9 protein-coding genes and 1 pseudogene are annotated in these 12,653 nt (G+C 69.4%); 6 read left to right on the top strand and 4 right to left on the bottom strand.

From position 1 onward, the window contains the following. Positions 1-29: 29 nt before the first annotated feature. From ACZ4UB_RS32555 to ACZ4UB_RS32545, 3 genes and pseudogenes are all read right to left on the bottom strand, one after another. Positions 30-859 (bottom strand): annotated as a pseudogene (locus ACZ4UB_RS32555) (IS5 family transposase). Continuing rightward, positions 846-2,228 (bottom strand): NF041680 family putative transposase, encoded by a 1,383-nt coding sequence (locus ACZ4UB_RS32550; protein WP_468075851.1) that lies wholly within the window; start codon positions 2,226-2,228, stop codon positions 846-848. Before ACZ4UB_RS32550 ends, ACZ4UB_RS32555 begins: the two are co-directional and overlap by 14 nt. A 179-nt stretch (positions 2,229-2,407) precedes the next feature. Then, positions 2,408-2,998: an SMI1/KNR4 family protein gene (locus ACZ4UB_RS32545; RefSeq protein ID WP_468075777.1), complete on the bottom strand. Its 591-nt coding sequence runs from the start codon at positions 2,996-2,998 to the stop codon at positions 2,408-2,410. 477 nt (positions 2,999-3,475) lie between these two features. Here ACZ4UB_RS32545 and ACZ4UB_RS32540 point away from each other — a divergent pair, with 477 nt between their 5' ends. Both ACZ4UB_RS32540 and ACZ4UB_RS32535 read left to right on the top strand, forming a co-directional pair. Beyond that, on the top strand, positions 3,476-4,705 hold the full coding sequence (locus tag ACZ4UB_RS32540) for an NAD(P)/FAD-dependent oxidoreductase (RefSeq protein WP_468075775.1): 1,230 nt from the start codon (positions 3,476-3,478) through the stop codon (positions 4,703-4,705). Between the two features lie 18 nt (positions 4,706-4,723). Further along, the gene (locus ACZ4UB_RS32535) at positions 4,724-5,674 is read left to right on the top strand and encodes a sigma-70 family RNA polymerase sigma factor (RefSeq protein WP_468075773.1); all 951 of its coding nucleotides are present in this window, start codon (positions 4,724-4,726) and stop codon (positions 5,672-5,674) included. A 78-nt stretch (positions 5,675-5,752) separates the two neighbouring features. Here the strand turns inward: ACZ4UB_RS32535 and ACZ4UB_RS32530 are convergent, their stop codons facing one another. Next, positions 5,753-6,160: a hypothetical protein gene (locus ACZ4UB_RS32530; protein ID WP_468075771.1), complete on the bottom strand. Its 408-nt coding sequence runs from the start codon at positions 6,158-6,160 to the stop codon at positions 5,753-5,755. A gap of 840 nt (positions 6,161-7,000) precedes the next feature. Here ACZ4UB_RS32530 and ACZ4UB_RS32525 point away from each other — a divergent pair. From ACZ4UB_RS32525 to ACZ4UB_RS32510, 4 genes are all read left to right on the top strand, one after another. Beyond that, on the top strand, positions 7,001-8,752 hold the full coding sequence (locus ACZ4UB_RS32525; protein ID WP_468075769.1) for a DUF7507 domain-containing protein: 1,752 nt from the start codon (positions 7,001-7,003) through the stop codon (positions 8,750-8,752). Positions 8,753-9,162: 410 nt separating this feature from the next. After that, positions 9,163-9,579, top strand: coding sequence for a GNAT family N-acetyltransferase (locus tag ACZ4UB_RS32520; protein ID WP_468075767.1), 417 nt, complete (start codon positions 9,163-9,165; stop codon positions 9,577-9,579). 301 nt (positions 9,580-9,880) lie between these two features. Beyond that, positions 9,881-11,788 carry a YVTN family beta-propeller repeat protein gene (locus tag ACZ4UB_RS32515; protein ID WP_468075765.1) on the top strand — a complete coding sequence of 636 codons (1,908 nt, stop codon included), beginning with the start codon at positions 9,881-9,883 and terminating at the stop codon, positions 11,786-11,788. 281 nt (positions 11,789-12,069) lie between these two features. Beyond that, a complete protein-coding gene (locus ACZ4UB_RS32510; protein ID WP_468075763.1) occupies positions 12,070-12,534 on the top strand; it encodes a lamin tail domain-containing protein in 465 nt (154 codons plus the stop codon). Positions 12,535-12,653: the final 119 nt, after the last annotated feature.

Raw genomic sequence — 12,653 nt, 5'->3', positions numbered from 1 at the left:
GGTGGTCCCACAGGAGACGGGCTTGAGGGTCATGCCCACATGAGGAGTGATGCGAGGGTGACGGCTGCTTCGTAGGACTCGCCGGTCTTGTCGTAGCGGGTGGCGATCCCTCGCCATTGCTTCAGGCGGTTGAAGCACCGTTCCACGACGTTGCGCTGTTTGTATGTCTCGCGGTCGAAGGTCGGCGGGCGGCCTCCGCGGCTGCCTCGCCGGGCCCGGTTGCGGGCCTGGTCGGCCCGCTCGGAAATCGTGTGCGGGATGCCGCGGCGGCGGAGCCAAGTGCGGATCGCTTTCGAGCTGTAACCCTTGTCGCCCAAGACGTGATCGGGCCGGACGCGGGGCCGTCCTGGTCCGATCCGGGGCACCCGGATCGCTTCCATGACGGTGGTGAACCGGGTGCAGTCGTTGGTGTTGCCGGCCGTCACGACGAAGGCGAGCGGGCGTCCCCGGCCGTCGCAGGCCAGGTGGATCTTGCTGGTCAGCCCGCCGCTGGACCGGCCGAGCGCCGGGTCGCGGAGCCCCTTTTTCGGGCTCCGGCCGCGTGCTGGTGGGCACGGACGACCGTGGAGTCCACCGAGACGAGCCACTCGATGTCGCCCGCCGCGTCCGCCTTCGCCTGGGCGGCCCGCAGCATCCGGTCGAACGTGCCGTCCGCCGCCCACCTGCGGAAACGCGTGTGGAGCGTGGCCCATGGGCCTTAGCGCTCGGGCACGTCCCGCCAGGCCGTCCCGGTCCGGAACTTCCACACGATCCCGTTCAGGACCCGCCGGTCGTCCAGCCGCTTCCGCCCCCGCAACGACTCGGGCAGCAACGGCCGGACGAACTCCCACTCGGCATCTGACAGTTCATGACGACGTATCACGCCACCATGATCCACCAGCCGTGATCATTTGAAGACACTGCCTAGCGCCTCGGGGTTTGGGAACACGGGTAGGGCAGGCGAGGTGAGCGCGGATGTTTCGAAACCCCCGGCGGACCCGAGCAGGGGTGAGCCGGTCGGAGGCGTTGGGTTTCTCCCAGGGGCGACGGAGGTCCGCGGCGAGTGGCCGGGCGAGTCGGAGCCGGGTGTGGGCGACGATCAGGATCCAGATCCAGCGGTCCGCCGCCTTGGGAGTGCGGAGTTTCGGGGTGGTCCATCCGAGGGTCTGCTTCGCGAGGTGGAAGGTGTGCTCCAGATCAAAGCGGCGGAGAAATGCCTGCCAGAAGCGGTCCACATCGTCCGGGGTGGCGCCGGTCGTCGAGGACCGTAACCACACCGGCGGGGCATCCTGGTCCTTCGATAGATGCTCGACCTTCAACCACTTCAACGTCCCCTCGGCCAAGGGTAGTTCGCCGTCCTGTTCGAGCCAGGGGGAGCGGTGGGTGAGCCTTGGGTGGACCCGGTCCCACGCCTGGGTCTCGGCCTTGCCGTAGGTAGTGGTGTCCGTGATCGTGGTGATCGCGGGTTCGGGCCAGGTCTCCGGCTTGGTGAAGCGGAATTGCGGGCCGTGTTTGGGCGGCCGGCCGTTGACGCCGTGCATCCGCGGTGGTTTCGGCAGACGCGGCACGCGGTCGGAGCGGACCCGGCCGACCAGCTTGACTGGCAGGTCGCGCAGGACCCATGCCAGGCGGGTGACGTCGTAGCCGGCGTCGCTGACGATCACGATATGCGGGTCCCTGGTCTGCCACTGGCCCGAGGTGATGAGCCTCTCGACGACACCCCGCAGCTGGGCGGCGGTGATCGCGGTCGCGTCGTCCGCCGGGCCGAGCCGGACCGCGTCCAGGATCGCGGTCCAGGACGTGGCGCCCTGCTCCGGCGCGGCGACGAAGGAGTAGGGCCAGCCGGGAATGAACCGCGAGGCCGTCTTCGCGCGGCCGTAGACGTGGCAGAACAGCCGATCGGCCGAGCATGGCGCGTCGGAGCGCAGCCACGGCGACACATCGACCGCCAGGACCAGGCGCCCGCCGTCGATACGCGGAAGCGACGGCCCGGCCAGCACCGCCCGCAGCCGACCGACATCGATCCGGCCGTGGTTCAAGCCGCCGTACATCGCTCCGTGCCCACGACGATGCTCGGGCAACTGCGTCAAGTCCACCGGGGACTTCACCGCACCGTCCGCGCACAACACCGCGTCCACCAGCTCGAACAACTCGTCGCGCCGAGCGGTCAGACACTCGTAGAACTCTCCCCGGAAGCGTGACGCCTCCGCGAAAGCTTTCCTCCGGACAGCATCAGGCAGCAAACTCACCCTCACGGCCTTCGTCGTGGTCACGTGCACCTTGGTCGGAGCACAGGATCAGACGAAGGCGGCCCCCATGTCCGGCGAATGCCCAGGTGAGCGACCTAGTGCGAGACGTCGTTCGACGCCGGATGCCACATCGATCCAAACATGCCAATGCGAGTACGACCCACCGGACTCGACAACGCTCACCAGGCGAGCTCTCCGTCCTCGCCCACGCAGGGGTGGGCGACGGAGTCACGCCAGTCGGTCCGATCGTGGTGCTCCATGGCCTCGGCCACCTCGTGGAGCCAGGTTCCAAGGCTCGGCCACCCCAGGAAGTAGGCGTAGTCGGCGTGCGGGGCACGACCGAGATGGTCATGCCACAACCCCGGGCCCGCGTCGATGAAGTGCTCGTCGCCATCGCCGCCGGCGAAGGGGATCCACTGCGTTCCCCACCACGGAGCCTCCTGCTCGTCTGGATCGTCCTCGCCCTCCCAGACCTTCATGCGTCTCTGTCTCACGTCGGCGATTGCATCCGTGGAGTACAGCGGGCCGCACGGCAATATGCCGAGATAGGACGAATCCCCGTCGTGACACAGCAGTGACGCGCGCAGGTCGTGGGGAAGGCGTACGCCCAACGCGACTTCGAGCTGGTCGACGGCATGTGGCGAAGCCGGAGGAGCAAGCTCTGCGAGTCGAGCGGGCGCATGCCGGGCCAGCCATGTGTCGATGCGCTGCCACGAGGTGGCAACAGGTGGAATCGCCGGCGTGATGCCGATCAGAGGCGGCTCAATCATGAGCTGAAGCATCTCACCCGGGTTCAGCAGCCGGCTGAGAGGTGCAGTTAGGGGCACTTCTCATGCGCTTGGGCGGGCTGGAAGATAAAGAACAAGCTAAGCGGTTTGTGCAGCTCAGCGTCAGTTTCATCCACCGTAGCGAGTGCAACAGGTGTGGCGCCATCGCCGGTCTGGGTGAAACGCGCTGACAGGCCCTCAACGGGGCTGCATGCGGCCCGGACGGCCATCGCGCTCGCCCCGGGCCTCGCACTGGTCGTCTACGCGACCGCCTCCCGCATTCCCTGGCCGCCCCACCAGAAGCTCCAGGTCCCGCACCGCGCGGAACTCATGGCCGGTGCCGTCGTCGCCGCAACCACCGACATACGCGGGGCGATCACCTTTCGCCCTGTGGCTCACGTCACATCTAGTTCCTGTCAGGAATCGGGGGGTTGTCCCGCTCAAGTCGCCGAGAGCCCAGCGAACCGACAGGAGCATCACATGAAGCACCGCATCGTCGTCCTCGGCGCCGGCTACGCCGGAACCTACGTGGCCGGGAACCTGGCCCGCCGACTTTCCCCGGCCGACACCGAGATCACCATGGTCAACGCCGAGCCGGACTTCGTCGAGCGGCTGCGGCTTCACCAGGTCGCGGCCGGCCAGGAGATCGAAACCCAGAAACTCGCCGACATCTTCGCCGGCACGGGGATAAGGCTGCGCCTGGCCCGTGTCACCACCGTCGACCCCGAGCGCCGGGTCGTCACCGTGGCCGGCGCTGATGGCGGCATCGACGAGCTCGGCTACGACACACTGCTCTACGCGCTCGGCAGCCACGGTGACGACCGCGGCGTCCTGGGAGTGGCCGAGCACGCCTTCGATGTCGCGGCCCGGCCCTCGGCGCTGCGCCTGCGCGAGCGACTGGACGGCCTGCGGGAAGGCGGGAACGTGGTGGTCGTCGGCGATGGCTTGACCGGCATCGAAACCACGACTGAGATCGCCGAATCCCGTCCCGGCCTGTCCGTGACGCTGGTCGCCCGCGGCGAGTTGGGCGCCCAGCTCTCCGCCGGAGCCCGCGGCCACCTGCGTCTGGCCTGCGACCGGCTGGGCATCACCGTCCGGGAGCACACCAGCGTCGAAGCCGTCGAAGGAACTCGGGTCCTGTGCACCGACGGCACCGCCCTGCCGTCCGACGCGACGGTGTGGACGGCAGGGTTCGCGGTCAACCCGATCGCCACCGCCGGCGGGCTGGAGGTCACCGCGGACGGCCGGATCCTCGTGGACCGCACCATGCGCTCGCTCTCCCACCCCAACGTCTACGCCGCCGGCGACAGCGTCTACGCCGTCGGCGACAACGGCCGGCCGCTGCCGATGTCCTGCGCCACGGCCGGCTACACCGGCATGCAGGCTATGAAGGCCATCGTGGGACGCCTCACCGGCAGCAAGATCGGACACGTCAAGCTGGACTACCCGGGCAACCACATCAGCCTGGGGCGGCAGGACGGGATCCTGCAGATGGTCGACCACGAGGCGCAGGCGAAGCCGAAGTACATGGGCGGCCGCAAGGCCGCGCGGATCAAGGCGGGCATCCTCAAGATGTCGCTGTGGACCAACTCGCACCCGACCTTCTGCATGCCCAAGCGCAAGCGCCACCTGGCCACCGCGCCGCAGTCTTCCGCCGTCAACGCGGTCCCGTACGCGCTGGATGACCCGGCCGGCAAGGCGGTCGCGTAGCCGCCTAGGGTGATCCACATGGACACCGCCAGTGAGCGCTTCGGCACCAGTCGGTTCGAGGCCAGCCGGACCCGGCTGGCCTCGCTCGCGTACCGTCTGCTCGGCTCGGGCGCCGATGCCGAGGACGCCGTGCAGGACACGTTCCTGCGCTGGCAGGCCGCCGACCGGGAACGGATCGAGGTGCCAGAAGCGTGGCTGACCAAGGTCGTCACCAACCTGTGCCTCGACCGGCTCCGTTCGGCACAGGCGCGCCACGAGCGAACGGCCGGCGCCTGGCTGCCCGAACCGCTCCTGGAGGGCGACCCGATGCTCGGCCCTGCCGACACCTTCGAACAGCGCGAATCGGTGTCCTTGGCCGTACTGACGCTGATGGAGCGCCTCTCGCCGGTCGAGCGGGCCGTCTACGTCCTGCGCGAGGCCTTCTCCTACAGCCACGCCGAGATGGCCCGGATCCTCGACATCACAGAGTCCGCCAGCCAGCAGCACGTCCACCGGGCCAGGACCCGGGTCGCCGACGAGCGCCGCCGCAGCGGCGAGGCCGACCCCGCGTCCGCACGCCGGATCGTCGAGGAATTCCTCGCCGCCGCCGCGTCCGGGCGCACAGAACGGCTGGTGGCGCTACTCACCGACGACGTGATGGCACTCTCGGACGGCAACGGCCTGGCCAAGCGGCTCTTGAAGTACACGACACCCGAGCAGGTTGCCTCGTACGTGCGGGCCGGCTTCAAGCCGACGCCGGCGAAGCGGCGGCTGGCAGGCGGCGCGCCCACGTTCCACTTCGCGCTGGTCAACGGCTCCCCGGCCGTCCTCGCCGTGGTCGACGACAGGGTTGTGGGCGCCGTGGCGTTCGAAGTCCGTGACGGGAAGGTCGCGTCCCTGCGCGGCATCGGCGCAGCGGTCCGGCTCGGGCGCATCAACGCAGCCTGGAGCCGCCACGCACCGGACGCGCCGGTCATCGCCACATGGTGACCGGATCGGCTGACCAGGCTCGCCTACGAGTCAGGCCCGGTCCGTCCGCGTGACACCTGACAACCGGCGACGGCTACGTCAACGGCCGGCCGGCGGCCTGGGCCGGTTCAGGGCCCGGGTCAGATGCCGGGTCGCGGACCGTGCGGCGTCGAGCTCGGCATGCCGTTCCTCCAACGCCTTTGTCAGCTCGACGTTTCGCTGTTCGCGTCGGGTGATGCTGTTGGCGAGCTCAGCGACGTCGGTGGGTGGCCCCAGGCCGACGGTCCTCCAGATTTCCTCGCCGAGTGCTGCCGACAGGCGTTGTTCAAGCTGGTGGACGCGGGCGGCCAGGCGTGCGTTGCGTGCGCTCGCGTTGGCCAGGTCGGATCTGTAGCGAAGCGGAGGCAACTGCCAACCCGGGCCGGCCGGGCCAGCGGGTTCGCGGGCCGCGGTGTGGAGTGCGTCGAGGAGGTCGCGATGGCGGTAGAGGAAGGTGCAGTCGTCCAATTCGCCATGGCCGACCGGGCACCGGTTCGCCGACCGAACCCGAACCGTCAACGCCACCGTCCGTGCCCTGGTGGAGGCAGGACACAGCCGTCTCGCGATCCGGCGGCAACTCGGCCCTACCCCGACGACCGCTGGAACGAGGGCGGCACCAACGCCGGGAAACTGTCGGAAGAGATCGTCCCGCTCGGCTACCAGAGCAGCTAACAGCGCGTTCGCGCCTACCTCCGTCAGAAGCGCACTTCGCCACGACCCGTGACGGCCCGGCCGCCCTCACCCCGGGCTGATCCTGCGAGGAGAGGTCGGCGCGGCAGGCGTCCGGGTCCTGGAACAGGCCGAGCACGAGGTTCAACGAGATGCGTTCAGGACGGTGACAGCGTTCCGTTTCGAGCTGTATGCATCTCTTCTCACCCGGCTCTAGTGAGGTTCGTTTCAGGCCATGTTGAGGCTTCCGGCGGCCGGGACGCTGTGCGAAACGATCACTCAGCGAACCGAACGGCTGTCCCAGCTGGTTGCCCCTCCGTGAGCCCTTGCATCACGTGCATCACGCGCTCGCGCGGTCGGGTATGCCAAACCGGACAGGTCCCGCTCTGCGAGGCGGGCGCCAGCCCAACAGGCAGGTGCCGTTCCTGCCCCGACCAGCTGTCACTCCCGCGGGAACGGTCAGGGCGGCCCTGCGCGACACCCATACCTTCACTCGATCCCGCCAGTGATCGACACGTCCTGCGAAAGAGGTCTGTCATGATCCGACCCCGTTGTCATCACCCGCTGCCTGACCCGCGAACATCGTTGAGCCAGCGAGGGGCCCAGTCCCGCACCGGAGCGCTGAGCGCGCTGCGACGCTTGCAGAGCACGGGCCGGAGCTTCGCCGCGCTGGTGGTGACACTTCTCCTGGCGGCGGCCTCCGTCGTCGCGCTGCCTGCGGGCGTCGCCTTCGCCGGGGTTCCGGGGCTCGCGGTGGAGAAGTCGGCGTTTCCGGCCACGGTCTCGGCCGCTGGTGAAACGGTGACGTACTCGTTCCTGGTGACCAACACCGGTACCGATCGCATGGACAATGTGTCGGTCACGGACGTGCTTGCCGCCCCCGCGGGGCCGCCGGTGACCGTCACCTGCCCGCAGACCACGCTGGCTGACGGCGCGTCCATGGCCTGCACGTCCTCCCCGTACACGGTGACGCAGGCCGATGTCGACGCGGGCCAGATCTCCAACACCGCGACCGCGGCTGCCACGTATGTGGAGGGCACGCCGTTCACCTCGGAGCCGTCCACGGTGACGGTGCCGGTGGTCCAGGGTGCGGGGATCTCGGTGACGGAGTCGGCGGCGCCGGCCACGGTCTCGGCCGCCGGTGACACGGTGACGTACTCCTACGTAGTGACCAACAACGGCGGCGCCGCCCTGAACGGTGTGTCGGTCACGGATGTGCCGACCGCTCCCGCGGGCCCGCCGGTGAGCGTCACCTGCCCGCAGGCCATGCTGGCTCCGGGCGCGTCGATGACCTGCACGTCCTCCCCGTACACGGTGACGCAGGCCGATGTCGACGCGGGCCAGATCTCCAACACCGCGACCGCGGCGGGTACACCTCCGTCGGGTCCGCCGGTCCAATCGGCACCGTCCACGGTGACGGTGCCGGTGCTGGCCCCGGCGCCGACCGTCACCGCCATCAGCCCCGCCTCCGGGCCCACCGCGGGCGGTACCGCCGTCACCGTCACCGGCACCCACCTGACCGGCGCAACTGCCGTCACCTTCGGGCCCGGCAACCCGGCGACCGCCGTGTCCTGCACCGCGACCTCCTGCACCGCCACCTCGCCCGCGCACGCCGCCGGGACGGTCGACGTGCAGGTGACCACCCCGGCCGGGACCAGCGCGACCGGCGCCGCCGACCAGTTCACCTACGTCGCCCCCAACGCCGACCTGGCGTCCGCCGTGGCCGACCCGACCGACCCGGTCTCCCTGGGCGACGCCCTCACCTACACCCAGACCGTCACCAACAACGGCCCGGCCAGCGCGACCTCGACCACGTCCACGCTGACGTTGTCCGGCTCCTCCGCCACCGTCGTGTCCGCGACCAGCTCCCAGGGCGCGTGCACGATCAGCGCCCCGACGGTCAACTGCACGCTCGGCACCCTCGCGAACGCCGCCTCGGCGACGGTCACCCTGGTGATCGAACCGCAAGCGACCGGCACGATCACCGCCACCGGCACCACCACTTCGGCAGTGGCCGACACCACCCCGGGCAACAACTCGGCCGCGCAGACCACCACGGTCGGCAACAGCCACGGCTGCACGATCACCGGGACCAGCGGCAACGACACCCTCAACGGCACTACCGGCGACGACGTCATCTGCGGCCTGGGCGGCAACGACACCATCCACGCCGACAACGGCAACGACACCGTCTACGGCGGCTCCGGAAACGACACCCTCAACGGTGACAACGGAAACGACACCCTCAACGGGGGTGACGGCGACGACATTCTCAACGGAGGCAACGGCGCCGACACCATCAACGCCGGCGCAGGGGACGACACCGCCGACGGCGGCAACGGCCCCGACACCTGCCCCGCCACCGAACACCCCACCAGCTGCACCGCCTAGACACCCCGCGCTGACGAAAACGGACGTCAACGGGGCGTGACAGGTGTCCGCCCCATCCGCCGAACAGGTCCGTCAGCGCAGCGGACCACAGGTCCCAGGACTCGTCAGACTCCTGGGACCTCACGCTCCCGCAGTTCACGCGCCCCGTTCGACGACATCGGCCCGGACCGGCAAGTCTTCCGGGCAGCCCGCCAACGCGATGCCCATCACGCCTAACCGCCGTCGAGACAACGGCCCGGCTCCGATGCCGGCTCCGGGGGGTCGGTTCCCCTGACCTCGCACGTGAAGGCGGGGCCCGGCGGGGCGATGACCGACGAGGTCGGCGTCATCACCGGCGACGTCTCCCTGACGACCCAAGCCGGGCCGGACGACACCGTCCGGGTCCGTATCCAGTACACCGGCGCGGACGAGTGGTACACCTCATCGGCAGCCCCACTCCGCTCCCACCAGAGGGCCTCGCTGCGTTCCACGCACCCCTCGTCGAAGCCGTCCAGGCAGGGGGCACCTACCAATCCGCGCAGGACACACAGCACCGCCTGAGCAAAGGCGAGTGCTGGGTCGCGATGAACGGAAACGTACTGGTGGGCACCGTCACCGTGTCAGCTGCGCGCACCACTCCGGCGGGACATCCAGTGCCGGAGGGCGGGGGCTCGTTCTGGCAACCGGCTGTCGAGCCATCGCGAAGAGGCACCGGTCTCGGACGGCGGCTGCTGGCTCTGGCAGAGGCACGCATTACCGCCCTCGGATCGACACAGGCGTGGCGGTGGGACGCCACCGACTACGACAGCATCGTCCTTATGAAGAACCTGCCGCCGACCACTTCGTGATCGCCTGGCCACGTCGTGGCGGGCTACCGCATCCCGGAATCCTGGAGACGGGGGTGGTTCCACAGCAGTCACTGCTGTGGTGCGGGCACGATCCACGGATGTACGGGTTCGGGTCTGCTGTGGAGCTGGAGGTGGCATGCTGGGCGGGTCGAGGGGCCAACACTGTTGGTCACCAAGGATGTTCGCTCCGTTGCGGGTACGTCCCGGTGCGGTGACCGGGGGCTGGCGAACACGCGGCGTCTCAGGCGCCCCTGCGACATCCCGAGGCGGGACGAGCCCTGAGGAAGGGTTGAGGCACCTGATGTCCTCACGTTCTGCGTTACGCCCGCCGGGTCTGCGACAGAGATTCACCGCACTGGTCGCTTCCGGTGCTCTGCTGCTGACCGGGCTGATCGCAGTGGCCGTCCCGGCCACCGCCGCCCCTCCGGCCGCACCGGTGGCCTACGTCGCCAACAGCGGCTCGAACACCGTGTCGGTGATCGACCCGGCCACCACCGCCGTCACCGCCACCATCCCCGTCGGGTCCTCCCCGTCCGGCGTGGTGTGGACCGCGGACGCCGGCAAGGTGTACGTCACCAACACCAACGCGGGCACCGTGTCGGTGATCGACCCGGCCACCAACACCGTCACCGCCACCATCCCCGTCGGCTCCCGCCCGTACGGGCCCGCCGCGACGCCGGGCAAAATCCACGTCCCCAACTACACCTCCAACTCCGTCTCGGTGATCGACACCACCACCGACACGGTCGTGGCGACCGTCCCCGTCGGTGACCAGCCGATCGCCATCGCCGCGGCCCCGGACGGGACCCGCGTCTACGTCGCCAACAGCAACAGCTACACGGTGTCAGTCATCGACACGGCCACCAACACTGTCACCGCCACCGTGCCGGCCGACAAGCCCAACGGGATCGCGGTAACCCCGGACGGCTCCCGCCTTTACGTCTCCTCGCAGAACACCTCGGTGGCCACCGTGATCGACACGGCCACCAACACCGTCGTGACCACCGTTCCCGTCGGAGCCTTCCCGTTCGGTGTCGCGGTGTCCCCGGACGGTACGCGGGCCTACATCACGAGCATCAACAACGGCACCGTCTCGGTGATCAACACGGCCACCAACACGGTCGTGGCGACCGTCCCCGTCGGCAGCGTCCCGCTGGGTGTCACGGTCTCCCCGGACGGAACGCGGGCTTACGTCACCAACAACGCGTCGAACGACGTGTCGGTGTTCGACACCGCCACCAACACCGTCACCACGACCCTCCCCGTCGGCGCGGAGCCGTTCGGCGTGGCGTTCAGCCCGGCCGCCGCCGTGCCGTCGGCCGACGTGTCCGTTTCGGTCGCCGATTCCGCCGACCCCGTCGCGCTCGGGGACACCTACACCCTGACCGCGACGGTCACCGACAACGGCCCGGCCGCGGCCACCGGCGTCACCGCCGTCCTGGCCCTGTCCGGCGCAAACCGCACCATGGTGTCCGCGAGTTCGACCCAAGGTTCCTGTGTGGTCGCCGCGCCGAAGGTGACCTGCACCGTCGGCGCGCTCGCGCCCTCCTCCTCCGCAACAATCACCGTGGTCGTGGAGCCGACCGCGACCGGCGTGGTCACCACCACCGGCACCGTCACGGCCAGCAGCCCCGACGCCAACACCGGTAACGACACCGCCGTCCAACCCACCACCGTGGGCAACGGGCACGGCTGCACCATCACCGGAACCCCCGGCAACGACACGTTGAACGGCACCGGCGGTAACGATGTGATCTGCGGCCTGGGCGGCGCCGACACAATCAAGGCCGCCGGTGGCAACGACACCGTCTACGCCGGGACCGGCAACGACAATGTCGACGGCGGCAATGGCGACGACACCCTGTACGGCGGAGCGGGCGACGACATCATGGGCGGCGGCAACGGCGCCGACTACCTCTACGGCGAGGCCGGCAACGACACCAACTACGGCGAAACGTTGCTCGGCTCGCTGCTGTACCTGTTCGACAACGGGGACGACCACATCTACGGCGGCCCCGGCAACGACGACCTCGACGGCCAGAACGGCAACGACACCCTCCTCGACACCGAAGGCACCGACACCATGAGCGGCGCGCTCGGCAACGACACCATCAACGTCCAGGACGGCGCCGGCGGCGACACCGCCAACGGCGGCCTCGGCACCGACACCTGCACCACCGACCCGGGCGACACCACCACCAGCTGCTGACCAACTGCTGCTGACCAACTGCTGGTACACATGAGAACGAGGCCGCCCGTGAATGCGGGCGGCCCCCATCCACGTGTACGCCCACGCGCTGAGAGCGCCACCGACCAGCTCGCGCCACACAGGGCGGCGCACTGCATCCCGGCACCCGGGGACCGGGGTGCCCGTGCCGTTTCGACCGCGCTGGCGTTGATCCACCCGTGGACAGCCCGGATTTCTCCGCCGGCTGCTGTCGGATCCGTAGGTGGTGTGGTGACGCCGCCGTATTCGGGAGGGGAACGCACATGAAGAAGAAGGTCTTGTTCGCCGGCGTCGCGGTCTGCACCGCGGTGTTCATGGTTTCGCAGGCCGGTCCCGCGGGTGCCGCCGTGCACCAGGGCGGTCTGAATTACGGTGCGCTGCAGTTCGACGGGCCGGGCGCAGACCTGCCCCGGACGTACGGCAAGCTGAACGCCGAGTACGTCGACCTCCACAACAACACCGCACGAGCCGTACAGCTGCGGGGTTACACGGTGAAGACGGCTGCGGGGGCCCTGTACACGTTCCCGGCCTTCGCGCTCGCGGCGGACAAGACGGTCCGGTTGAAGAACGGGCAGGGCAGCAACACCGCTGCCACCGTGTTCCGTAAGAAGGACACCTTCTGGTTCAACAACTCCTCCGGCTCCCTCACCCCGACCGCGCCGGGCGGGGCGAAGAAGGATACCCGTTCCTGGAAGGCCAACGGCCGCGGCCACACAAGCTGCCACTGACCTCTCGCCCCAGGAGCAACCCCAGGGCACTTGCCTGCGGTGCCATGCGGGCCTTCAGCCGGCCCCGGCCAGGGTGCCTCCAGGCCGGCCGGCTGCCTGCCTGCCGCACCAAAACGACC

The organism is Streptomyces sp. NPDC028419, assembly GCF_055565515.1.
This window is presented reverse-complemented; position numbering and strand designations above follow the sequence as displayed.